Annotated in this window: 23 protein-coding genes; 7 read left to right on the forward strand and 16 right to left on the reverse strand. The window is 66.9% G+C overall.

Features of this window, described 5'->3' with window-relative positions:
• Positions 1-230: 230 nt before the first annotated feature.
• Together XAN126_RS0113365 and XAN126_RS0113370 are read left to right on the forward strand one after the other, a co-directional pair.
• Positions 231-1,331 (forward strand): branched-chain amino acid ABC transporter substrate-binding protein, encoded by a 1,101-nt coding sequence (locus tag XAN126_RS0113365; RefSeq protein WP_024279090.1) that lies wholly within the window; start codon positions 231-233, stop codon positions 1,329-1,331.
• Between the two features lie 157 nt (positions 1,332-1,488).
• On the forward strand, positions 1,489-1,902 hold the full coding sequence (locus tag XAN126_RS0113370) for a rhodanese-like domain-containing protein (RefSeq protein WP_024279091.1): 414 nt from the start codon (positions 1,489-1,491) through the stop codon (positions 1,900-1,902).
• On the opposite strand, the gene XAN126_RS0113375 is transcribed toward XAN126_RS0113370, so the two are convergent.
• The 12 genes from XAN126_RS0113375 to XAN126_RS0113430 form a co-directional block, all read right to left on the reverse strand.
• Positions 1,884-2,342: a type II toxin-antitoxin system RatA family toxin gene (locus XAN126_RS0113375; protein ID WP_024279092.1), complete on the reverse strand. Its 459-nt coding sequence runs from the start codon at positions 2,340-2,342 to the stop codon at positions 1,884-1,886. The genes XAN126_RS0113370 and XAN126_RS0113375 overlap by 19 nt on opposite strands.
• A gap of 1 nt (position 2,343) precedes the next feature.
• A complete protein-coding gene (gene lipA, locus XAN126_RS0113380) occupies positions 2,344-3,297 on the reverse strand; it encodes a lipoyl synthase (RefSeq protein WP_024279093.1) in 954 nt (317 codons plus the stop codon).
• Positions 3,298-3,421: 124 nt separating this feature from the next.
• Complete coding sequence (locus XAN126_RS0113385) at positions 3,422-3,700, reverse strand: GlsB/YeaQ/YmgE family stress response membrane protein (RefSeq protein ID WP_024279094.1); 279 nt, start codon at positions 3,698-3,700, stop codon at positions 3,422-3,424.
• Positions 3,701-3,794: 94 nt separating this feature from the next.
• Complete coding sequence (gene lpdA / locus XAN126_RS0113390; protein ID WP_024279095.1) at positions 3,795-5,210, reverse strand: dihydrolipoyl dehydrogenase; 1,416 nt, start codon at positions 5,208-5,210, stop codon at positions 3,795-3,797.
• Positions 5,203-5,838 carry a nucleoside 2-deoxyribosyltransferase gene (locus XAN126_RS0113395; protein WP_024279096.1) on the reverse strand — a complete coding sequence of 212 codons (636 nt, stop codon included), beginning with the start codon at positions 5,836-5,838 and terminating at the stop codon, positions 5,203-5,205. The genes lpdA and XAN126_RS0113395 overlap by 8 nt, the downstream gene beginning before the upstream one ends.
• 98 nt (positions 5,839-5,936) lie before the next feature.
• Complete coding sequence (locus XAN126_RS0113400; protein ID WP_024279097.1) at positions 5,937-6,173, reverse strand: DUF465 domain-containing protein; 237 nt, start codon at positions 6,171-6,173, stop codon at positions 5,937-5,939.
• Positions 6,174-6,320: 147 nt separating this feature from the next.
• Entirely contained in the window at positions 6,321-7,676 is a 1,356-nt protein-coding gene (locus XAN126_RS0113405; RefSeq protein ID WP_024279098.1) for a pyruvate dehydrogenase complex dihydrolipoamide acetyltransferase, read from the reverse strand.
• Between the two features lie 31 nt (positions 7,677-7,707).
• The gene (locus XAN126_RS27190) at positions 7,708-8,415 is read right to left on the reverse strand and encodes a class I SAM-dependent methyltransferase (RefSeq protein WP_024279099.1); all 708 of its coding nucleotides are present in this window, start codon (positions 8,413-8,415) and stop codon (positions 7,708-7,710) included.
• Positions 8,412-9,803: a pyruvate dehydrogenase complex E1 component subunit beta gene (locus XAN126_RS0113415; protein ID WP_024279100.1), complete on the reverse strand. Its 1,392-nt coding sequence runs from the start codon at positions 9,801-9,803 to the stop codon at positions 8,412-8,414. The genes XAN126_RS27190 and XAN126_RS0113415 overlap by 4 nt, the downstream gene beginning before the upstream one ends.
• Positions 9,804-9,808: 5 nt before the next feature.
• Positions 9,809-10,165, reverse strand: coding sequence for a hypothetical protein (locus XAN126_RS0113420; RefSeq protein ID WP_024279101.1), 357 nt, complete (start codon positions 10,163-10,165; stop codon positions 9,809-9,811).
• Positions 10,166-10,175: 10 nt separating this feature from the next.
• Positions 10,176-11,186, reverse strand: a complete 1,011-nt coding sequence (gene pdhA / locus XAN126_RS0113425; RefSeq protein WP_024279102.1) for a pyruvate dehydrogenase (acetyl-transferring) E1 component subunit alpha — start codon at positions 11,184-11,186, stop codon at positions 10,176-10,178.
• Positions 11,187-11,347: 161 nt separating this feature from the next.
• Positions 11,348-11,662 (reverse strand): septum formation initiator family protein, encoded by a 315-nt coding sequence (locus tag XAN126_RS0113430; protein WP_024279103.1) that lies wholly within the window; start codon positions 11,660-11,662, stop codon positions 11,348-11,350.
• 124 nt (positions 11,663-11,786) lie between these two features.
• On the opposite strand from XAN126_RS0113430, the gene recO reads away from it, so the two are divergent.
• On the forward strand, positions 11,787-12,518 hold the full coding sequence (gene recO / locus XAN126_RS0113435; RefSeq protein WP_024279104.1) for a DNA repair protein RecO: 732 nt from the start codon (positions 11,787-11,789) through the stop codon (positions 12,516-12,518).
• On the opposite strand, the gene XAN126_RS28345 is transcribed toward recO, so the two are convergent.
• Positions 12,506-12,757, reverse strand: a complete 252-nt coding sequence (locus XAN126_RS28345) for a hypothetical protein (RefSeq protein ID WP_155982305.1) — start codon at positions 12,755-12,757, stop codon at positions 12,506-12,508. The genes recO and XAN126_RS28345 overlap by 13 nt on opposite strands.
• 293 nt (positions 12,758-13,050) lie before the next feature.
• Between XAN126_RS28345 and parC the strand changes: the two genes are divergently transcribed.
• Complete coding sequence (gene parC, locus XAN126_RS0113440) at positions 13,051-15,288, forward strand: DNA topoisomerase IV subunit A (protein WP_024279105.1); 2,238 nt, start codon at positions 13,051-13,053, stop codon at positions 15,286-15,288.
• Positions 15,289-15,291: 3 nt separating this feature from the next.
• Positions 15,292-17,088 carry a chloride channel protein gene (locus XAN126_RS0113445; protein ID WP_024279106.1) on the forward strand — a complete coding sequence of 599 codons (1,797 nt, stop codon included), beginning with the start codon at positions 15,292-15,294 and terminating at the stop codon, positions 17,086-17,088.
• A gap of 15 nt (positions 17,089-17,103) precedes the next feature.
• On the opposite strand, the gene XAN126_RS0113450 is transcribed toward XAN126_RS0113445, so the two are convergent.
• Together XAN126_RS0113450 and XAN126_RS0113455 are read right to left on the reverse strand one after the other, a co-directional pair.
• Positions 17,104-18,591, reverse strand: coding sequence for a sensor domain-containing diguanylate cyclase (locus XAN126_RS0113450; RefSeq protein WP_024279107.1), 1,488 nt, complete (start codon positions 18,589-18,591; stop codon positions 17,104-17,106).
• Positions 18,592-18,663: 72 nt separating this feature from the next.
• Entirely contained in the window at positions 18,664-19,806 is a 1,143-nt protein-coding gene (locus XAN126_RS0113455) for an AI-2E family transporter (protein WP_024279108.1), read from the reverse strand.
• Positions 19,807-20,049: 243 nt separating this feature from the next.
• On the opposite strand from XAN126_RS0113455, the gene XAN126_RS0113460 reads away from it, so the two are divergent.
• Complete coding sequence (locus tag XAN126_RS0113460; RefSeq protein WP_024279109.1) at positions 20,050-20,241, forward strand: hypothetical protein; 192 nt, start codon at positions 20,050-20,052, stop codon at positions 20,239-20,241.
• 102 nt (positions 20,242-20,343) lie between these two features.
• Here XAN126_RS0113460 and XAN126_RS0113465 read toward each other — a convergent pair whose 3' ends face one another.
• Positions 20,344-21,141, reverse strand: a complete 798-nt coding sequence (locus XAN126_RS0113465; RefSeq protein ID WP_024279110.1) for a hypothetical protein — start codon at positions 21,139-21,141, stop codon at positions 20,344-20,346.
• 183 nt (positions 21,142-21,324) lie between these two features.
• On the opposite strand from XAN126_RS0113465, the gene XAN126_RS0113470 reads away from it, so the two are divergent.
• Positions 21,325-21,648 carry a hypothetical protein gene (locus tag XAN126_RS0113470; protein WP_155982306.1) on the forward strand — a complete coding sequence of 108 codons (324 nt, stop codon included), beginning with the start codon at positions 21,325-21,327 and terminating at the stop codon, positions 21,646-21,648.
• Positions 21,649-21,797 lie beyond the last annotated feature (149 nt).

The raw sequence follows: 21,797 nt of genomic DNA on the forward strand, positions 1-21,797 counted from the left end.
AGCGAAGCCTGCGCCCCTCGGCGCAGGCTTTTTCTTTTGGGCCGGGCCCGCGCTCTTCGAGCCCAATTTTCGGCATCATCTCCGGCCGTGCCGCGCTTGTCTTCGAAGCCCGCTTTGGCAATCATGCTGACACAAGGGCAAGGCGCTTCTCCAGCGCCGGAAGCCCGGCGTGCGAAGGCCAGACCAATGGCCCCGCGCCAGACCTCCACACTCATTTCGAGGGGATCGGGATGAACAGGCTTACCTTCGCCGCGCTCGCCGTCTGCGCCGGCCTCGCTTTTGCGCCGGTCGCTAAGGCCGACGTGAAGATCGGGGCGGCCGGGCCGCTGACCGGCTCCATCGCCGCCTTCGGCGCGCAGATGAAGACCGGCGTCGAGCAGGCGGTGAACGACATCAACGCCGCCGGCGGCATCAACGGCCAGAAGATCGTGCTTCTGGTGGCTGACGACGGCGGCAAGCCCGAGCAGGGCGTGGCGGCGGCGAACAAGCTCATCACCGACGGCGCGACCTTCGTCATCGGCCACGTCAATTCCGGCATCTCCATTGCCGCGTCATCGGATTATGCCGATGCCGGCGTGCTGCAGATCAGCCCCGCCTCCACCAATCCCGCCTACACCGAGCGCAAGCTGTGGAACACGTTCCGCACCGCCGGTCGCGACGACCAGCAGGGGCCGGTGGCGGGCGCCTTCCTCGCCGAGAAGTTCAAGAGCGGCAAGATCGCCATCGTCCACGACAAGTCGCCCTACGGAAAAGGCCTCGCCGACGAGACGCAAAAGGCCCTCAACAAGGCCGGCGTGAAGGAAGTGATGTATGAGGGCATCAACCCCGGCGAGAAGGACTATTCGGCCCTCGTCTCCAAGATGAAGGCGGCCGGCGTCGACGTGATCTACTACGGCGGCCTGCACCCCGAGGCCGGTCTGATCGTCCGCCAGATGCGCGATCAGGGCCTGAAGACCGTGCTGATGGGCGGCGACGCGCTGGCCGACAAGGAATTCTGGTCCATCGCCGGCACCGGCGGCACCGGCACGCTGATGACCTTCGGTCCCGACCCGCGCAAGAACCCGGCGGCCAAGGGCATCGTGGCAGCCATGACCGCGAAGGGCATCGATGCCGAGGGATACGTGCTCTATTCCTATGCCGCCATGCAGATCATCAAGCAGGCGGCCGAGGCGGCGAAATCCCTCGACCCGCAGAAGGTGGCTGCGCAGATCCACACCGGCATGACCTTCCAGACGGTGCTCGGCCCGCTCTCCTTCGACAAGAAGGGCGATATCACCAAGCCCGACTTCGTGGTCTATGAGTGGCAGGACGGCGGCTACAGCGAGCTGTAGGCCGCCTGTTCCCTTCTCCCCTCGCGGGAGAAGGTGGATCGCGGCGCAAGCCGCGAGCCGGATGAGGGGGCTCACCGCCCCCTCCCCCTCACCCCCGGCCCCTCTCCCGCGAGGGGAGACGGGAGCACGCCCTGCGGGACTTAGCCGGAGGACGCCCATGCCCCAGACCATCACACGCGGCTACAAGGCCCTCCTCGCCGAGGCGAATGCGAAGGTGGAGACGGTGACGCCGCAGGAGGCGCTGCGCCGCGCCGGCGAGGGCGCGCTGCTGGTGGATCTGCGCGACCCGCGCGAATTAGAGCGCGAGGGGCGCGTGCCGGGCGCGTTCCATTGCCCACGCGGGATGCTGGAATTCTGGATCGACCCGGAAAGCCCCTATTTCAAGCCGGTGTTCGGCGAGGACCGGGCGTTCGTCTTCTTCTGCGCCGGCGGCTGGCGCTCCGCGCTCTCGGCCGCGACGGCGCAGGACATGGGGCTGAAGCCGGTTGCCCATGTGGAAGGCGGCTTCAAGGCGTTGCGCGAGGCCGGTGCGCCGTTGGAGGCGCCGTCCGCCTACCCGACCGTCCTGTAGACCTCGTCCGCCCGCTTCTCGAAGGCATCGGCGAAGCGGCGGAAGGCGGCGTCGAACATGGCGCCCATGAGCATGCCCAGCGTGCGCGAGCGGAATTCGTAGGAGATGAAGAACTTCACGTCGCACGCGCCGTCGCCCTGGGGCACGAACTCCCAGCGGTTGTCGAGGCGGCTGAAGGGGCCGTCGAGATATTCCACGTGGATGACGAGGCGCGGCCGGTCCAGCGTCACGCGCGAGGTGAAGGTCTCGCGGATCAGCTTGTAGGCCACCGTCATGTCCGCCACGAGGATTTCCACGCCCTCGTCGGACTTGGTACGGCGCTTCACGCGGAGCGCCTGGCAGAGCGGCACGAACTCGGGGTAGTGCTCCACGTCCGCCACCAGGTCGAACATGTCTGCAGCGGAATGCCTGACGCGCCGGCTGTTGGAGAAAGAAGGCACGTCAGGCCCGTCCGAGCCGCGCCGCGCGGTTGGCGCGCAGCTTCTCGAAATCGTCACCCGCGTGGTGGGACGAGCGGGTGAGTGGGCTCGCCGAGACCATCAGGAAGCCCTTGGCATAGGCCACGGTCTCATAGGCCTTGAACTCGTCCGGCGTCACGAAGCGCTCCACCTTGTGGTGCTTGCGGGTGGGCTGGAGATACTGGCCGATGGTGATGAAATCCACGTCCGCCGAGCGTAGGTCGTCCATGAGCTGGAGCACCTCGGGGCGTTCCTCGCCGAGGCCGACCATGATGCCGGACTTGGTGAAGATGGACGGGTCCAGCTCCTTCACCTTCTGCAGCAGACGCAGGGAATGAAAATAGCGCGCACCCGGCCGCACCGAGAGATAGCGCGAGGGCACCGTCTCCAGATTGTGGTTGAACACGTCGGGCCGCGCCGCGACCACCACTTCCAGAGCCCCGTCCTTGCGCAGGAAGTCGGGGGTGAGGATCTCGATGGTCGTCTTCGGGCTCGCCTTGCGGATGGCGGCGATGGTGCGGGCGAAATGCTCGGCGCCGCCGTCGGCGAGGTCGTCCCGGTCCACCGAGGTGATGACGGCGTGGGAGAGGCCGAGCTTGGCGATGGAATCCGCCACCTTCTGCGGCTCGTCGCGGTCGAGGGCATCCGGCAGGCCGGTGCGCACGTTGCAGAAGGCGCAGGCGCGGGTGCAGGTGTCTCCCATGATCATGAAGGTGGCGTGCTTCTTCTCCCAGCACTCACCGATGTTGGGGCAGCCCGCCTCCTCGCACACGGTGACGAGGCCATGCTCCTTCACGATGCCGGCGGTCTTCGACCAGCCGGCCGAGCCCGGCGCCTTCACCCGGATCCACTCCGGCTTGCGCAACACCTCGGTTTCCGGCCGATGCGCCTTCTCCGGATGGCGGGGCCGTTCCCGCGTGTCGATCACCGTGACCATGTGCGAACTTCCATACCCGGCAGCGCGCCCTTACGGCACCTGCATCCTTGCAACATAGTGCCCCGCGCCGCTACCCGGAAGGGACGGCGCCGCAGGGCCGGCATACCCCAGCGCGGACCTTCCGTCAGCGCGACCTGATCGCCCGCCACACCCAGAGCAGGATGATGGCGCCGACGATGGCGGCGATCAGCGTGCGGAAGAAGCCGTGCACCGGCACGTTCAGCACACCGGCCAGCTTGTCGCCGATGAAGGCGCCGGCAACGCCGACGATGAGGTTCGTCAGCAGGCCATGGTTGCTCGCGGTCACCCGCTCCGCCACCCATCCGGCGATGACGCCGATGATGATGAGCGAGAAGAAGCCGACCCCCGGCTGGCTCAGGAAGGCATAGGTCTGCTGGTCCATGATGGTCCCCTCGCACGCGCCCGCAGAAGCGCGGACGCAATCCGATCATGCCGCCTGCGGCGCAGCTTGGCGAGATCGCTCCCGCCGACCGTGCTCACACGTGGATCGCACGCCCGTAGGCCGCCATGACGCTCTCGTGCATCATCTCGGACAGGGTCGGGTGCGGGAACACGGCGTGGATCAGGTCTTCCTCGGTGGTCTCCAGATTCATGGCGATGACGAAGCCCTGGATCAGCTCGGTCACTTCCGCGCCCACCATGTGCGCGCCCAGCAGTTCGCCGGTCTTGGCGTCGAAGATGGTCTTCACGAGGCCGTCCGGCTCGCCGAGCGCGATGGCCTTGCCGTTGCCGATGAAGGGGAAGCGGCCGACCTTGATCTCGCGACCGGCCTCCTTGGCCTTCTTCTCGGTGAGACCCACGGAGGCGATCTGCGGCGTGCAATAGGTGCAGCCGGGGATCTTCAGCTTGTCCATGGGGTGGGTGTGGAGGCCCTTGATGGTCTCGACGCAGATCACGCCCTCATGCTCGGCCTTGTGCGCCAGCATGGGCGGGCCGGCGATGTCGCCGATGGCATAGACGCCGGGCACGCTGGTGCGGCCATAGCCGTCGGCGACGATGATGCCGCGCTCGATCTTCACGCCGATGGCCTCCAGTCCGAGGCCCTCCACATTGCCCACCACGCCCACGGCCGAGATCATCCGGTCCACGGTGATGTCGTGCTTGGCGCCCTTGGAATCCTCCACATGGGCGGTGAGGCTGTCGGCGTGCTTGGTCACGCCCGTGACCTTGGCGCCGGACATGATCTTCATGCCCAGCTTCTCGAAGCGCTTGCGGGCGATGGCGGCGATTTCCTCGTCCTCCACGGGGAGGATCTGCGGCAGCACCTCCACCACGGTCACGTCCACGCCCATGGTGCGGTAGAAGGAGGCGAACTCGATGCCGATGGCGCCGGAGCCCATGACCAGCAGGCTCTTGGGCATCTTCTCCGGCACCATGGCCTCGAAATAGGTCCAGATCAGCTTCTTGTCGGGCTCGAGGCCGGGCAGCGCGCGCGGGCGGGCGCCGGTGGCGACGATGATGTGCTTGGCGGTGTAGTCGCCGCCGCCCTTGGCATTCTTGGGCGGGTTCGGGCTGGCCTCGACCTTCAGCTTGCCGGGGGCGGTGAAGGTGGCCTTGCCCCAGATCACGTCCACCTTGTTCTTGTTGAGCAGGAAGCCCACGCCGGTGGCGAGCTGGGAGGAGACGCCGCGCGAGCGCTTCACCACGGCGGCGGCATCGAAGCCGATCTTCTCGGCGGAGAGGCCGTAATCCTTGGCGTGCTCCATGTAGTGGTAGATCTCGGCGGAGCGCAGCAGCGCCTTGGTGGGGATACAGCCCCAGTTGAGACAGATGCCGCCGAGGTGGCTCTTCTCCACCACCGCGGTCTTGAAGCCGAGCTGCGCGGCGCGGATGGCGGCCACATAGCCGCCCGGCCCGCCGCCGATGACGATGATGTCGTAGGTATCAGCCATGGAAGGTCTCCTCGCCGCGCGCTGTTGCGGCGGGCTCTGGTCGTGATGGGGATCGGGGCGTCCCGAGGCGGCCGCCGGCGTGGGCTTCGGCGAGGCGCACAAGCGCCTCCTCGAACAGGGAAAGGTCGCGGAAGGGATCCTCGGCCGGAACTTGGGCCTGGATCACCGGCAGGCAGAAGGCATGCAGCGCCTCAGCCAGCATGAGATTGTCGAAATGGCCGAAGTCCTCCACATGGAGGCCGTCCGCCATGAGGCTGTCCGGCCCCTCCGGCGCCGCGCCGATGGTGGCGCGGGCGCGGTGCTTCAGCTCGCCGGGATGATTGGAATAGGCCGCCACCGGCTTGCCGAGGGCGAAGGCGAAACCCACCTCGAAGGCGGTGCCGGGATCGGCGCTGATGCCGCGAAAGGGTGTGAGGTTGGCGAGCACCGCGTCGGCGGTCCGCATCATGATCACATTGGCGGAGAAGATCGCGGTGGCGGAAATCCCGCCCGCCGCATCGAGGGCGATCTCGCCATCGAGGGGAAACAGGCCCGTGAACCCGTGGCAGGCGCAAAGCTCCACCTTGCGCCGGCCGATCTCGCGCGCATCGTCGAGGAACACCTCCGGGCCGGCGAGATAGAGCTTCATCGGGTGGGCTTGTCCTTCCGTTCCCCGTTCGATCCCTCCCCCGCAAGCGGGAGAGGGGTCAGGCTGCACCGGGGCGGGAACCCTGCCCCCTCAGCCCCTCACTTGGTCAGGATGGCGAAAAGCTCATCCTTGAGGCGCATGCGCTCGCGGCGCATGGCTTCCATCTCCTCGTCGCCCGTGGGCTCCACGTCGGTCTCGGCCCGGTGCACCTGACGGTTCACCTCGTGATAGGCCTCGTGGAGCTTGGCGAAATGAGCGTCGGAGAGCTTCAGCGCCTGGATCTTCTCGGCATATTCCGGGAAGTCGGCGGCGAGCTCGTGGGGCGTGTGGCTCATTGTTGTTCCTTTCTCGGGTCGAACGGCGCCGGGCGCCGCTGCCCCGCAGCTACACTGCTCCGCTGCGGCAGGATTTGATCTGCCGCAGCCCGGTCCGGCCGGCGGAGGCGCAGGCCTCGCGCCGGCGAAGTCGCGTCAGCTGTGACCTCAGACCAGCATCGCCATGGGCTTCTCGATGAAGCCCTTGAACGCGCTGAGGAGTTCCGCGCCGAGCGCGCCGTCCATCACCCGGTGATCGCAGGTCATGGTGACGGTCATCTGGGTGACGACCTTCACTTCGCCGCCCTTCACCACCGCCCGCTGCTCCGAGGCACCCACCGCGAGGATGGAGGACTGCGGCGCGTTGATGATGGCGGTGAAGTTGCGCATCCCCATCATGCCGAGGTTCGACACGGAGGTGGAGCCGCCGGAATATTCCTCCGGCTTCAGCTTCTTGGTGCGGGCGCGGGCGGCCAGATCGCGCATCTCGTTGGAGATGGTGGAGAGGGTCTTCTGCTCGGCCTTCTTCACGATCGGGGCGTAGAGGCCGCCGTCGATGGCGACCGCGACGCCCACGTCCGAGTGCTTCATGCGCAGGATGCGGTCCTCGGCCCACACGGCGTTGGCCGCCGGCACCTTCTGGAGCGCGAGCGCCAGCGCCTTGATGATGAAGTCGTTGACCGAGACGCGGTAGGACGGCTTGCCATCCTTGTCCTTCGACGCATTGGCATTGACCTGCTCGCGCAGGGCCATGAGGTCGTCGAGGTCGCAATCCACCGTCAGGTAGAAGTGCGGGGTGAGCTGCTCGCTCTCCACCAGACGGCGCGCGATGGTCTTGCGCATGCCGTCGAGCTGCACTTCCTCGTAGGTGCCGGCCTCGAACATGGCCTTCACCTGATCCGCCGTGGGACCGGTGAGAGCAGCTGTCGCCTTGGGCGCGGGAGTCGCAGCCGCAGGGGCCGCAGCAGCCGCAGCCGGGGCGGGCGCCGCGGCCGGCTTCGCGCCGGGCTGTGCACCTTCCAGATCGCGGGCGACGATGCGGCCATGCGGGCCGGAGCCCGACAGGCTGCCGAGGTCGATGCCCTTGTCCTTGGCGATCCGGCGGGCGAGCGGCGAGGCGAACACACGACCGCCCTGCCCGTTCGACGCCGGGGCCGTCGCCCCCGGAGCGGGCGCGGCCGCAGGAGCCGGGCTCGCGGCAGACGCAGCAGCAGGCGCGGGAGCAGCGGCCGGGGCCGGCGCGGCAGCGCCCTTGCCGGCGGCAGCGGTCGCCACGTCCTCGCCTTCACCGGCAAGGATGGCGATGAGCTGGTTCACCGGCACGTCCTGCGAGCCTTCCGGCACCAGGATCTTGGCGAGCACACCTTCGTCGATGGACTCGACTTCCATGGTGGCCTTGTCGGTCTCGATCTCGGCCAGCACGTCGCCGGACTTGACCGTGTCGCCTTCCTTCTTGAGCCACTTGGCGAGGTTGCCCTTCTCCATGGTGGGAGACAGGGCCGGCATCAGGATTTCGATGGGCATCTTCTTGGCCTTTCGAAAAAAGCAAAAACCCTCAGCGACGCCGGACGAAGGCGAGCATCTGCTGCTGGCGGGGATGGGACCAGTCGCCGATGATCTTCATCTCCCAATTGGGATCGCCGGCGAGCGCCGTGGAAAGCTGTGCCTGGGTATAGTGGTACGGGTCCTTGTCCGGGAACGTCACCACCCCACCCTTGCCCTGCTTCACCTGCTGCCCGAACTTGCCGTCGGGCACGAGGAAGCATGTCACGAAGAAGATACCTCCGGGCACGAAATGGGGGGCGATCCGGGCGAGGCAGTCAACCAGATACGGCATCGGCAGGTGACTGAAGACTGACTGGGCGATACCCATGTCAAACTGCACACCGAACCCACCGACATCGAAGCTGTCAGACACACTCAGGTGGTCACGCGGCAGCTTGGCATCGAGCCCCGCCGGGACGATCTCCTGGGCGTATCCGGCCTCCAGCAGGTCGCCGCTGAGGTCGATCCCGTAATACCGGTCGGCATCGAGATAGGCGACGAACTTGACCCCGCCGCGCAGGCTGCCGCAGCCGATGTCCACCAGCCGGTGGTGCGGCTTAAGCCCCTGCTTCACAAGAAAATCCCGCTGCAGCCGGCCGACCTCTTCCCAGAGGCCGCCGATGACTTCGCGGTGCTGTCCCTGCTGCACGTGGCGCGCCACGTGATCGAGGTCGTAATAGGTGGTCGGAGCGGTTTCCGACCGGTTTCCGGCGGTCATTTGTAGGTCACCGCCTTGACCGCCTCGATCACCTCCGCAACCGACGGCAGCGCAAGCTTTTCGAGGTTCGCGGCATACGGCATCGGCACGTCCTTGCCGGTGACGCGCAGGACCGGAGCGTCAAGGAAATCAAAGGCCTTGTCCATGAGCTGGGCGGCAATCTCGGCGCCGATGCCGGACTGCGGCCAGCCCTCTTCCACCGTGACGCAGCGGCCGGTCTTCTTCACCGATTCCACGATGGCCGGTACGTCCATGGGACGAATGGTGCGCAGGTCGATGACCTCGGCGTCGATGCCCTGCTTCGCCAGTTCCTCTGCCGCCTTAAGGGCATAGGTCATGCCGATGGAGAAGGAGACGATCGTCACATCCTTGCCCGACCGCGCGATGCGTGCCTTGCCGATGGGCAGCACGTAATCGTCGAGCTTCGGCACCTCGAACGTGTGGCCGTAAAGGATCTCGTTCTCGAGGAAGATGATGGGGTTGGGGTCACGGATGGCAGCCTTCAGCAGGCCCTTGGCGTCGGCCGCGGAATAGGGCGCGATCACCTTCAGGCCGGGCACGTTGGAGTACCAGGCGGTGTAATCCTGGCTGTGCTGGGCGGCGACGCGGGCAGCAGCGCCGTTGGGGCCGCGGAAGACGATGGAGCAGTGAACCTGACCGCCGGACATGTAGAGCGTCTTGGCGGCGGAGTTGATGATCTGGTCGATCGCCTGCATGGCGAAGTTGAAGGTCATGAACTCCACGATGGGCTTAAGTCCCGCCATCGCCGCGCCGACGCCGACACCGGCAAAGCCGTGCTCAGTAATGGGGGTGTCGATCACACGGCGGGCGCCGAATTCCTGCAGCAGGCCCTGGGTGATCTTGTAGGCGCCCTGATACTCGGCCACTTCCTCGCCCATGACGAAGACGTCGCCGTCCCGGCGCATCTCCTCGGCCATGGCGTCGCGCAGGGCCTCGCGGACCGTCTGGGTGACGAACTCGGTGCCAGCCGGCACTTCCGGATCGGGCTGCACGGTCACCTGCGGCGGAGCCGCGACAGCCGAGGGGGGCGGAGAGACAGGGGCGACGGGCGCCGCAGCAGCGGCCGGGGACGGCGCGCTCTCGGCGGCCTTGGCGGCGGGAGCGGGGGCGGCGCTCGCATCCTCGCCTTCGGCCAGGATGGTGGCGATGGGCGTGTTCACCGCCACGTCCTGCGCGCCTTCCGGCACCAGGATCTTGCCGAGGATACCCTCGTCGACGGCCTCCACCTCCATGGTGGCCTTGTCGGTCTCGATCTCGGCGAGCACGTCGCCGGACTTGACCGTGTCACCTTCCTTTTTCACCCACTTGGTGAGGTTGCCCTTCTCCATGGTGGGAGACAGGGCCGGCATGAGGACTTCGATGGCCATGGCTGTCAGCTCTTGCTCGGCGCGGGAGCGGGGACGGACGGCGTGGCGCCGGCCGGGGCCGCGTGATCGCGCTTGAAGGTGAGGTTGGTGTAGGCGGAGATGGCCGCGATCGCGATGGTCACGGAAACGAAGAAGGCGATGGCCGCCTTGCCGGAGCGCACCCGGTCCGCATCCTCGGCGGCGCCGGAGCGGCCGACGGCGAAGGGCCAGAGCGCAAGCAGAAGGTAGCTCCCGGTGCCGACGGGGCGCCCCGCCGCCCGCTCGGCAGCAAGGGCGGAGCGGCCGCCGCGCACGGCGACGACCCAGGCGCCGATGGCGGCCAGCAGCGCCGCCCCGGCGATCACATGGAAGAGTTCGGCCACGAGCCGGGCCTCAGCGCAGGATGTCCGTGTAGAGCTCGGCGACATCGGGCTCCGGATCGCTGCTGGCGAAGTCTGCAGCCGCGTTGACGATCTCGCGGACGTCGGCATCGATCTTCTTGAGATCGTCTTCGGTCACCTTGTGGCCGTCGAGGAGACGGGTGCGCACCTGCTCGATGGGATCGTGCTCGGTCCGCATCTTCTGCACCTCCTCCTTGGACCGGTACTTTGCCGGGTCCGACATGGAGTGGCCGCGATAGCGGTAGGTCTGCATCTCGAGGATGTAGGGGCCGTTGCCCTCACGGGCGAAGGCGAGGGCCCGCTCGCCGGCAGCCTTCACCGCCTGCACGTCCATGCCATCCACCTGCTCGCCGGGGATGTTGAAGGAGGTGCCGCGCTTGGAGAAGTCCTGCTGGGCGGAGGCGCGGGAGACCGCGGTGCCCATGGCGTACTTGTTGTTCTCGATCACGTACACGACCGGCAGCTTCCACAGCTCGGCCATGTTGAAGCTCTCGTAGACCTGGCCCTGGTTGGCCGCGCCGTCGCCGAAATAGGTGACGGAGACGTTGCCGTTCTCCCGGTAGCGGTCGGCGAAGGCGAGGCCGGTACCCAGCGACACCTGCGCGCCGACGATGCCGTGGCCACCGAAGAACTGTTTCTCGATGCTGAACATGTGCATCGAGCCGCCCTTGCCCTTGGACAGGCCGCCGCGGCGGCCGGTCAGCTCGGCCATGACGCCCCTGGCGTCCATGCCGGTGGACAGCATGTGCCCGTGGTCACGGTAGCCGGTGATGACCTGATCGCCCGGTTTCATCGCCATCTGCATGCCGACGACGACGGCTTCCTGGCCGATATAGAGGTGGCAGAAACCGCCGATGAGGCCCATGCCGTACATCTGGCCGGCCTTCTCCTCGAAGCGGCGGATGAGCAGCATCTCGCGATAGGCTTCGAGGTCCTGATCCTTGGTGAAGGGTACCGGGCCGGACGGCACGGCGGTCCGGGGGGAAGTCTTCTTGGCGGCCATCGGCATCCTCAGGAAGCTCTGGAACTGCGCCTCTCTAACGCACAGCCGAGCCGCCTGAAAGCGGGAAATTTTCGATGCTGCAACGCAACACGTTGCAAACTCTTATGGATCAAGGGCTGAACTTGAATATGGTTCAAATGCTATATGAACCAGTTTATAGTTCATTTGGTGCGAAGCAGCACAAGATCTTTCGTATTTATGAAGTTCAACTGCCGCCGCGCCTCCTCGTCCAGCAGGTCCGGATCGAGCTGGCTGGGGGCGAGAAGGGACACCTTGTTCTCCATCGCCTGCCGCTGTGCCTTGAGGCCGGCGAGCTCGGATTCGAGTGCCTTGGTCTCCTGCTCGTAGTTGCGACGCGCGAGGAGCCCGTGGTCGCCGATATAGGCATGATAGGCGAAGTACCCGATAAGCGCCGCAGCCCCCACGTGGAGAGCGAGCGTCGCAAGGATGGTCTGGAGGCGCGAGCGGCTTTGCATGGGCGCATCCTGCCGGTTTTAGGTTTCCGCCCTGTTAAGGCTGACGCTTCGGAGCGCCGGAGTTGCACCCGGCGCCATCCGCGCCTCAACTGGGGGAGGAAGTGCCACACGGGAGCAGAAGTCGTTGGAGTGGACGGACGAGGGCATCGTGCTTGGGGTCAGGCGGCACGGCGAAGGCAATGCCATCGTCGAGTTGTTGACGCGCCAGCGGGGACGCCATCTCGGCATGGTGCGTGGCGGTGGCTCGCGCCGGCTTGCACCCGTCCTCCAGCCCGGCAATTCGGTGAGCGCCACATGGCGTGCCCGACTGGATGAGCACATGGGCAATTATGCTCTGGAGGCCTCAGTGGTCCGCGCCGGCATGCTGATGGAGGCGCCCCACGCCGCCTTCGGGTTCACCCACATGGCGCAATTGCTTCACCTGCTGCCGGAGCGAGATCCCCACGAGGAGCTGTTCCTTACCCTCGGGGCCATTCTCGATGCGTTCGGCGAGGCAGACACGGCCGGCATGCTGGTGGCGCGGTTCGAGCTGGCCATGCTGTCGGAGCTGGGATTCGGACTGGAGTTGGAGACATGCGCGGCAACCGGCCGGCGCGATGATCTCATCTATGTCTCGCCGAAGAGCGGGCGGGCGGTGTGCCGCGAAGCCGGGGCGCCCTATAAGGATCGCCTCTTTCCCCTACCGCCCTTTCTCCGGACGGGCGCACCATCCGCCATGGATGATGTGGAATCGGCGCTGGCGATCACCGGCCATTTCCTGCTGGTGCGGGCTTTGGAGCCGCGCGGGCTCGGCTTTTCCGAAGCCCGCGCGGCGTTCCTGGCATCGTGGCGGCGAAGCGCCGATCACCAGCGGTAGTAACGGGGCGCGACCCAGACGTTGCGGCAGCGCGTCACCCAATGGGGGCGCCCGTTCCACCAGCGGCGCACCTGCCAACAGCGCCGCACCCAGCGCACATCCTCGACCTTCGCCTGTTCATGGGCGGCGCCGGCAAAACTTCCCGCGCTACCTGCAAGTGATCCGGCCGATGCAGAAGGGGCCGGACCAAGAAGCGCCAACGCAACGACTCCCCCCGCCGCAAGAGTTGCAATCTTCATGGACCTTCTCCTCTTGACGCGAACGTAGAGAAACGCTCGCGGATCGATGCTGAAACGTCGCAGGGGCGGGAGTTTGTTCCGGGAGTGACATCTAAAGCGTGTGCTTTGCCGCAGATTATGGCCTTCTCCGGTACATGCATGCCGTATTACGCGACGGCACGCCCCAGACTTGACGATCCGTTCAGTCTTGCGGCGAGATCGCGGCCTGGACGGCTGCGGAACGCGGGACACCGGATACCGCCGGGCCGGTGGCGCGGGCTTGTCGTGCGCCTGCGCGCGAGGTACTGCGGGGCATGGCCACCCGCACACTTCCGCCCGGCGACGGGAACATCGAGAAAGTCACGCTGAAGGAGGCGCTGGAAGAGCGCTACCTCGCGTACGCCCTCTCGACCATCATGCACCGCGCGCTGCCCGATGCGCGCGACGGATTGAAGCCTGTCCACCGGCGCATCCTCCACGCCATGCGGCAGTTGCGGCTCGATCCCGGGCAGGGCTTCAAGAAGTCCGCCCGCGTGGTCGGCGACGTGATCGGCAAGTTCCACCCGCACGGCGACCAGTCCGTCTATGACGCGCTGGTGCGTCTCGCGCAGGACTTCGCCCAGCGGTATCCTTTGGTGGATGGCCAGGGCAATTTCGGCAATGTCGACGGCGATAACGCCGCGGCCATGCGATACACCGAGGCCCGCCTCACCGAGACCGCCCGGCTGCTGCTGGATGGCATCGACGAGGACGCGGTGGATTTCCGCCCGACCTATGACGGGTCGGAGGAAGAGCCGGCCGTTCTGCCCGCTGCCTTCCCGAACCTGCTGGCGAATGGCTCGCAGGGCATCGCCGTCGGCATGGCCACCTCCATCCCGCCCCACAACGCGGCGGAGTTGCTGGATGCCGCACTCCACCTCATCGACCATCCGGACGCGCTCGCCTTCGACCTGCTGAAGTTCGTGCCCGGCCCGGACTTCCCCACCGGCGGTGTGCTGGTGGAGGATCCGGTCGGCGTGGCGGAGGCCTATGCGACGGGCCGCGGCTCGTTCCGCGTCCGTGCGCGCTGGGAGAAGGAGGACACCGGCCGCGGCGGCTATGTGGTGGTGGTGACGGAGATCCCCTACGGCGTCGCCAAGTCCCGCCTCGTGGAGAAGATCGCCGAGCTGCTCACCGACAAGAAGCTGCCGCTGCTCGCCGACGTCCGCGACGAGAGCGCCGAGGACATCCGCCTGGTGCTGGAGCCGCGCACCCGCACCGTGGATGCCGAGGTGCTGATGGAGAGCCTGTTCAAGCTCACCGAGCTTGAGGCGCGCATCCCGCTCAACATGAACGTGCTAGTCAAGGGCCAGATCCCCAAGGTGCTGTCGCTGGCCGAGGCGCTGCGCGAGTGGCTGGACCACCGCCGCGACGTGCTGCTCCGCCGCTCGCGCTACCGGCTCGACCAGATCGCCCACCGGCTCGAGGTGCTGGGCGGCTACCTCATCGCCTATCTCAACCTCGACGAGGTGATCCGCATCATCCGCGAGGAGGACGAGCCGAAGGTCTCGCTGATGCAGACCTTCGAGCTGACGGACGTGCAGGCGGAAGCCATCCTCAACATGCGGCTGCGCTCCCTGCGCCGCCTGGAAGAGATGGAAATCCGCAAGGAGCACGACGCCCTCTCCAAGGAGCAGGACGGACTCAACCGGCTCGTCGCTTCCGAGACGGCGCAGTGGAAGGCGATCTCCAAGGAAATCCGCGAGACCCGCAAGACCTATGGCCCCGAGACCGCGCTCGGCCGGCGGCGGACCACCTTTGCCGCCGCGCCGACCGTGCATGAGGACGCCTTCACCGAGGCGCTGGTGGAGCGCGAGCCCATCACCGTCGTCGTCTCCGCGAAGGGCTGGATCCGCGCGCTGAAGGGCCATGTGGCTGACGTCTCGAACCTGCAGTTCAAGGGCGACGACAGCCACGGCCACGCCTTCTTCGCGGAGACCACCTCAAAGGTGATGGTATTCGCCTCCAACGGCCGCTTCTACACGCTGGATGCCTCCAAGCTCCCCGGCGGGCGTGGCCACGGCGAGCCGGTGCGCCTGATGATCGACCTGGAGCAGGAGGCGGAGATCGTCTCCGTCTTCGCCTATCAGGCCGGGCGCAAGCTGCTGGTGGCGTCGAAGCAGGGCCGCGGCTTCGTGGTGCCGGAGGACGATTGCCTCGCCAATACCCGCAAGGGCAAGCAGGTGCTCGTCACCGACCCGCCGGACGCTGCGCTGGCGGTGCGCTTCGTCGATGGCGACTGGGTCGCGGTGATCGGCGAGAACCGCAAGATGCTGGTCTTCCCGCTGAACCAGATTCCCGAGATGTCGCGCGGCCGTGGCGTGCGCCTGCAACGCTACAAGGATGGCGGCCTCAGCGACCTCAAGGTGTTCCCGATGGCCAGCGGCCTGACCTGGGAGGACACCTCCGGGCGGACATGGACGGTCACCGATCTCATCGAGTGGCAGGGCGAGCGCGCTTCGGCGGGCCGTCTGCCGCCCAAGGGGTTCCCCCGCACCAACACGTTCGGCTGAGGCATGAACGCGCCCTCCCCCGAGACCGGGCGCGCACCGGCTCCTGACGAACGGGCGGCGCTCCGGCGCCTCGTCGATCAGGCGCAGTCCATCGTCCGGGCGCGGGAAACCTCGCTGGTCCTCATCGCCGCCGTCATGGGCGTGCTGGCCGGGGTTGCGGCCAGCCTCATGAGCGCGACCACCCAGTGGATGCACGAGGTGCTCTACTGGCTGGCACCGGGTGAGCGGCTGTCCTCCTCCCCTGCCCTCGCGTTGCCCTGGCTGATCCTGGTTCCCGCCGTCGGCGGCGCGGCGATGGGACTGATCGCGGTCGCGCTGAAGCGCTGGCGCAGGCACCCTTTCGTCGATCCCATCGAGGCCAATGCACTGCACGGTGGGCGCATGTCGCTCACCGACAGCATCATCGTCGCCCTGCAGACCATGGTGTCCAACGGCTTCGGCGCGTCGCTCGGGCTTGAGGCCGGCTATTCGCAGATCGGCTCGGGCATCGCCTCCCGGCTGGGTCTGACCTTCAAGCTCCGGCGCAACGATCTGCGCATCCTCGTCGGCGCGGGCGCTGCGGCGGGCATCGGTGCGGCGTTCGATGCGCCGCTGATGGGCGCCTTCTACGGCTTCGAGATCGTCATCGGCTCCTATTCCATCCCCGCGGCAGCCCCGGTGCTCGCCGGGACGGTCTCGGCAGTGATGACGGCGCGGCTGCTCGGCGCCCATGTGGAGCCGCTGCACATGCCCCTCGACCCGAACCTCGGGCCGGTCGACATCCTCCCCATCCTGTTCCTCGGCCTCGCCGCTGCGGCGGTCGCCATCGTCATCATGCGCCTCGTGACGACGGTGGAGACGCTGTTCGGCATGAGCCGCATTCCCGCGCCGCTGCGGCCCATGGTGGCCGGCATCGGCATCGGCGCGCTGGCGCTCTACAGTCCGCAGGTGCTCTCCGATGGCCACGGAGCGCTCCATACCCAGGTGGGCAGCGCGGTGACGGCTTCCGTCGCTATCGTGTTCGGCCTGAAGATCCTCGCCTCCGCCCTCTCCATCGGCTCCGGCTTCCGCGGCGGCCTGTTCTTCGCCTCGCTGTTCCTCGGCGCTCTGATGGGCAAGCTCTATGGCGGGCTGCTGGCCGTCGCCTTCCCGGGCTTCCACCTCGATCCATCGGTGGCGGCGGTTGTGGGCATGGGCGCGCTGGCGGTGGGCGTCATCGGCGGGCCGCTCACCATGAGCTTCCTCGTGCTGGAGATGACGCGGGACATCTCCCTCTCCGGCTTCGTGATGGCGGCGGCGGTCGTTACCTCCCTGACCGTGCGGGAAACGTTCGGCTACTCCTTCTCCACGTGGCGCCTGCATTTGCGCGGCGAGACCATCCGCGGTGCGCAGGACGTGGGCTGGATGCGCGACCTGACGGTGGCCAAGATGATGCGCACCGACTTCCCCACCTTCCCTCAGGATGGCACCCTGGACGCCCTGCGCGCCCGCTACGCGCTGGGCTCGACCCGCATCGTCGTGCTGGTGGACGCGGCCGGCGGCTATGGCGGGCTGCTCCGCCTGTCCGAGGCCTACGCCAGTCTCGAGACCGGCGAGACGGCGGTGTCGGGGTTGGCGACCCAACGCGACCACGTCTTGCTCCCGGCAATGAACGTCAAGGAAGCCGCCCTCGCCTTCGACGCCGCAAAGGCGGAAGACCTCGCGGTGGTGGACGACCGCGACAACCGCCATCTCCTGGGGCTGTTGGGCGAATCCCACGTCCTGAAGCGCTATGCCGCCGAACTGGAGCGGGCGCGCCGGGGCCTCGGCGCGGAAGACTGACGCGCCAGACCGGCCTCAGGCGGCAAAAGCCTCGAGCCGGGCCACGCGGTTTCGCCCGGCCCTCTTCGCCGTATAGAGGGCGGTATCGCTCCGTGCGATCAACTCCCCCGGCCCGTCGTCCGCCCTCTGGACGGCGATGCCGACGCTGACCGTGATTTCGATGGCCAAACCATGGGTCACGATGGCGTTGGCCGCGACGCCCGCCCGAATGCGCTCGGCCACCAGTTCTGCCCCCGCCGACGGCGTCTCCGGCAGGACGACGACAAATTCCTCCCCGCCATAGCGACAGACGAAATCCCCCGGCCGGCACGCCGCACGCTGGACGCGGTGGGCGACCTCGGCGAGCACGGCGTCGCCCATGGCGTGGCCGTGCGTGTCGTTCACCCGCTTGAAGTGGTCGATATCGATCATCAGCACAGCAAGCTCACGCTGCTCACGCCGGGAGCGCTGCATTTCCACCTCCAGCGTGAGGTCGAGCGCCCGTCGGTTGGGCAGGCCGGTGAGGGAGTCCGTAATGGCCATCCGCTCCAGCTGGCGCTCCATCTCCCGGCTGCGGCGCAGAGAGGTGGAGAGCGCCGCGACGGTCAGCGCCAGCAGAAGCGATATCGTGAGCGTGAGCGCAAGAGTGATGGCTGCTCGCAGATACCACCCGCCGAACTGCTGGCGCGCAGAAACGCCAACGGTCACGGAGAGCGGATACCCCTTGACCAACACCGTCCGCAGGAACCTGCGCTGGCCATCGATCTGTGATGTTTCCACCCTCCAGTCGTCCGGCATCGCTGACGCCTGCCGCTGGAGGATGTCGGGCGTCACCTCATCTCCCGCGTTGCCCCGGCCATCGGTAGAAGGATAGCGCAGGACGACGGTGCCGTCGGTCCGGGTCAGCCGGACGATGCCGCCGGGCGGCAGCTTCACCCGCTCGAACATCTGCTGGAAATAGACGAGGCGAATAGAGGCCACCACGACACCCGCGAATGACCCGTCCGATCCATTTATCCGCCGGCTGATTCCAATGGCACGCTCGGGGCTCGAGAGCCGGGACAGGAAGGGCCGGCTGACGTAGACGCCGGCGTTCGGGTTGTCCCTCTGCACACGGAAGTAGTCCCGATCGGCGAAATTGATGCCGCTCAGGTCCTCTTCGGAATCGTCGAACAGGACATTGCCCTGCGCATCCAGCACGAGCATGACACCGAAATCATTGGCATCGCCCGCACGGCGAAACAGGACGCGTTGCCGCAGCGCCGCAGGAAGCGCCATCAGTGTCGGCTCGCGCAGTGCCTCGGCGAGACCGGTCAGGCTGGATTCAACCAGAAGGAAGTCGCGTTCGATCGCTCCCGCGAGCACAGAGATTGTGTTCGCGGTATAGCGTTCGCCGTCGTGCCAAGTTTCCTGGTAGGAGCGCCACAGAGCAAAGGACTGCATCCCCACGATGGCGAGGATGAGTGCACTCGTGACAAACCGGAGCAGACGGCCGGAGGAGAGGTGTTTGAGAACCTTGTCCATCAGCCTTACCTGGGCCGCATCTATACCATCCCAGCCGTCACGTTATCAGCCAGAATCACCATTTCGCGACTTTTATTCCGCAGCCGGCCTGTCGATGCGGCGTTCCTCCACCTCCGCGGAGCGGACAGGCTCCGCCTCGAGCCAGTGCAGGATGAGCGTGTAGCCAAGCGCCAGCACCACGGGGCCGACGAACAGGCCCAGCACCCCGGAGGACAGGAGCCCGCCGATCGCGCCGATGAAGACCACCAGCATCGGCACGTCCACGCCGCGCCCCAGCATGATGGGACGCAGGACGTGCTCTATGAGCGAGACGCCCGTGCACCAGACGGCGAAGATCACCGCCGGCACCGGATCAAGCAGTGTGAAGGCGTAGATCGCCACCGGCACCAGAACGATGGCCAGCGGCAGTTGCACGATGGCGATGATGAGGCAGAGCAACGCCAACAGGCCCGCGGCCGGGATATCGGCGGCGAGAAAGCCCAGCCCAGCCAGCAGCGACTGGATCAGCGCGACACCGATGATGCCCTTGCTGACGCTGCGAATGGTGCGCACCGCGAGGTCGGCATAGCCCAGCCCCCCGGAGCCGGCGAGGCGGGTGACGACATCGCCCGCAATGCGCTGGCCGCTGGTCGCATTGGCCATCAGAACCGCGGCCACGAAGATGGCGACGATGAATTCCAGTATCCCGAGCAGCACGCCGGTTGCCGACCCGAGCATCCATTTGCCGGCCCAGGTGAGTTCGGAGGCGATCGAGCTGATCGCTTGATCGAGGTTGGTCGAGGCGAGCATCCAGAAGCTGTAGAGCGGATCGCCCACGAGAAACCAGCCGCGGACAGTCTCTGGCGGCGGCGGCAGGCGCAGCGTGCCATCCGCCATGTGGTGGGCCAGAAGCTTCAGGCTGTTCACGAGGGTGTCGGTCAGCAGCATCGCCGGCAGCACCAGCAAGGTCAGCGCGAGCAGGACAAAAAGCGTGGCGGCCGCCGCCGTCCGGCCTTTGAGGGCCGCGCACAGGCGGAGGAACAGCGGGTGGGAGGCGATGGCGATGATGAGCCCCCACAGGATGGAGGTCAGGAACGGCTGGACGATGGTGAAGCACCAGCCGAACAGCAATGCCAGCGTGCCGAACCTCAGCGCCAGCTGAAGGACGGGCCCGAACGTTTCGCTGCCGTCCCTGGCGGGGGGGCGGTCCTGACGCCTGTCGTGGGGTCGTTCCATGATCCTGTCCAGATGGACTCTCCCTGCCACAGACCCGCTCCAGCCTACCCTGAGAGAACCCCTTATGCGCCTGGCTTGCAATGGCAGCCAGCCGACATTTGCCCTTGGTGTCGCGGTACGGACGCTACGTCAAGTCGCCTGCCTCTTCCGCATGGCAGGCCAATTGCATCGTGGATTCAGGGCCACGGTCTGCCTGTTCTGGCTGTAGCCCCCGAAGCAACAAGGACAAGGCGAGGACACAGCATGTCCGACCACAAGGTTACGGTCGAGCAACTGCCGAGCGGCAAGTGGGCGTGTTTTCTTCACGTGGAAGGACACGATGAACCCATCAATCTCGGCCGGGAATTCAAGAACGACGAGCAGGCGGAAAACTGGCTCAACGTGTCGGAATCCGTCACTGCGATCGAGATGATGCTGCGGAAGGTCAAGAAGTAGGACCTGCCGACGACGACAAGCCGACGCCGGCTTGGCTCGAAGGCGACAGGGCTGTCGCGGTTCACACAGCCTGTCGGGGCTCGAGCATGCAATCCGCCGGCTTCACTTGGTGCAGCCGGCGGACGCGGAAATGTTCTCGGGCGTGCCCCAATCGTTCTGGGGCAGGTTCTCGTACGGCGGGCCGAACTCCTGCTTGATCATGGTGAAGGCCGAGGGCAGCCCGGTCTGCTGATCGAAATCGATGATCCAGAAATAGTCGTAGGTGTCGCCCGGCCAGTCGTCCGGCATCTTGATGCCGGCGAGGTCCATGAGGTCGAAGAGGGTCGTGGCCTTGGTGGGCACCGGCCTGCCCGGGTGCTTCTCTTGCACCTTCGCCCGCTGCGCCGGCGTCAGCTCGATATCGAGGCGCGGGCGGGCGATGTGGTCGTGCTCCCAGTCCATGATCAGCGTGCCGCCTGCCCATTCCGGCTTGGTGAACACGTCGTGCACCGCCTGCCGGTTGCGCTCCGCGAGCTTGTCCTGGCGGATGATCAATTTACCGTCCACCATCTCCGGCATCACCGAATAGAAGACGACCGGCTGCTTCCACGAATCGGCGACCGGATAGATGGTTTCCAGCGTGTGCAGCGAGAGCCCGAGGATCGCGGTCGGCACCTCTCCCGGCCGCAGGAGCGACTTCTTGGCGTCCTTGCCGAGGTAATAATCCACCAGGGCGCGGGCGCGTTCCTGGCCGACGCTGCAGAGCTGGAGTGGCCCGCCCTTCTCTCCGTGCCGCAGGAGAATGACCCGCGCCGGAACCGCGGCTGCCGGCAGCGCCGACAGAAGGCTGGTGGAAAACACGGCCGCGAGCGCAAGGCCGCCAGCCAAGATCGTCCGTTTGAGGGATTTGATCGTCTGCATCACTGCCTCTCCCAATACGGCGACGCTAGCCGAGTCCACCCGCCTTCGCCATGTGACCGGGTGCCGGACCCTGCGCGCCACGAGCGCCGATCGAGCCCCTTCACACGCCGCCTCGAACATGCTTCAAGGCGGCAGCCGGGAGATTTTGGGGTCCGGCCGATGCGGGGCGCTGCAATGGCAGAGATGAGCTTGGGGACGAATGGGCTGGCGGGCGGCGTGTTGCTCGCGCTCATCGCCATGGCCGGCGTCCAGGCGGTGGCCCAGAGCTCGCAGCAGCGCATCGTGGTGACGCCCCGCGTGATCCAGCTGCCTGTCATCCCCCAGGGCAATTATCTCGACCCCGGCCCCGGGCCCGCCATTCGTCCGGACGTCAAGATCGGCGACGACCGCAACGAAGACTACGTGTTCCCGCCCGACCTGACCGGCGGATACGGCTCCGGCCCTCCCGGCGACCCGACCAACAACGGTCAGTGGAGCCCGCTGGATGGCGACACCCCGAGCTTCTGAGACGGTTCGCGATTTTTGAGACGATGGCCGGGCCTCAACCCGGCCATTTCCGTTTGCGGCACCCGAGCGTTCGTCGTCCGCCGGGTTTGACGACGAGGGACGGCGCCACGTATCCCTGAAGGCAGAAGGCTGCATCGGCAGCCCCCGGC

Source organism: Xanthobacter sp. 126 (assembly GCF_000526175.1).
Classification (GTDB): domain Bacteria; phylum Pseudomonadota; class Alphaproteobacteria; order Rhizobiales; family Xanthobacteraceae; genus Xanthobacter; species Xanthobacter aminoxidans.

Excerpts from the sequence above, each read along its gene's own strand:
- XAN126_RS0113450 (WP_024279107.1), bottom strand. The coding sequence starts at position 18,591 with ATGGACAAGGTTCTCAAACACCTCTCCTCCGGCCGTCTGCTCCGGTTT.
- XAN126_RS0113465 (WP_024279110.1), bottom strand. The coding sequence starts at position 21,141 with ATGCAGACGATCAAATCCCTCAAACGGACGATCTTGGCTGGCGGCCTT.
- XAN126_RS0113460 (WP_024279109.1), top strand. The coding sequence starts at position 20,050 with ATGTCCGACCACAAGGTTACGGTCGAGCAACTGCCGAGCGGCAAGTGG.
- XAN126_RS0113455 (WP_024279108.1), bottom strand. The coding sequence starts at position 19,806 with ATGGAACGACCCCACGACAGGCGTCAGGACCGCCCCCCCGCCAGGGAC.
- XAN126_RS0113470 (WP_155982306.1), top strand. The coding sequence starts at position 21,325 with ATGAGCTTGGGGACGAATGGGCTGGCGGGCGGCGTGTTGCTCGCGCTC.
- lpdA (WP_024279095.1), bottom strand. The coding sequence starts at position 5,210 with ATGGCTGATACCTACGACATCATCGTCATCGGCGGCGGGCCGGGCGGC.
- XAN126_RS0113365 (WP_024279090.1), top strand. The coding sequence starts at position 231 with ATGAACAGGCTTACCTTCGCCGCGCTCGCCGTCTGCGCCGGCCTCGCT.
- parC (WP_024279105.1), top strand. The coding sequence starts at position 13,051 with ATGGCCACCCGCACACTTCCGCCCGGCGACGGGAACATCGAGAAAGTC.
- XAN126_RS28345 (WP_155982305.1), bottom strand. The coding sequence starts at position 12,757 with ATGAAGATTGCAACTCTTGCGGCGGGGGGAGTCGTTGCGTTGGCGCTT.
- lipA (WP_024279093.1), bottom strand. The coding sequence starts at position 3,297 with ATGGTCACGGTGATCGACACGCGGGAACGGCCCCGCCATCCGGAGAAG.
- pdhA (WP_024279102.1), bottom strand. The coding sequence starts at position 11,186 with ATGGCCGCCAAGAAGACTTCCCCCCGGACCGCCGTGCCGTCCGGCCCG.
- XAN126_RS27190 (WP_024279099.1), bottom strand. The coding sequence starts at position 8,415 with ATGACCGCCGGAAACCGGTCGGAAACCGCTCCGACCACCTATTACGAC.
- XAN126_RS0113370 (WP_024279091.1), top strand. The coding sequence starts at position 1,489 with ATGCCCCAGACCATCACACGCGGCTACAAGGCCCTCCTCGCCGAGGCG.
- XAN126_RS0113385 (WP_024279094.1), bottom strand. The coding sequence starts at position 3,700 with ATGGACCAGCAGACCTATGCCTTCCTGAGCCAGCCGGGGGTCGGCTTC.
- XAN126_RS0113395 (WP_024279096.1), bottom strand. The coding sequence starts at position 5,838 with ATGAAGCTCTATCTCGCCGGCCCGGAGGTGTTCCTCGACGATGCGCGC.
- XAN126_RS0113430 (WP_024279103.1), bottom strand. The coding sequence starts at position 11,662 with ATGCAAAGCCGCTCGCGCCTCCAGACCATCCTTGCGACGCTCGCTCTC.
- XAN126_RS0113445 (WP_024279106.1), top strand. The coding sequence starts at position 15,292 with ATGAACGCGCCCTCCCCCGAGACCGGGCGCGCACCGGCTCCTGACGAA.
- XAN126_RS0113400 (WP_024279097.1), bottom strand. The coding sequence starts at position 6,173 with ATGAGCCACACGCCCCACGAGCTCGCCGCCGACTTCCCGGAATATGCC.
- XAN126_RS0113405 (WP_024279098.1), bottom strand. The coding sequence starts at position 7,676 with ATGCCCATCGAAATCCTGATGCCGGCCCTGTCTCCCACCATGGAGAAG.
- XAN126_RS0113415 (WP_024279100.1), bottom strand. The coding sequence starts at position 9,803 with ATGGCCATCGAAGTCCTCATGCCGGCCCTGTCTCCCACCATGGAGAAG.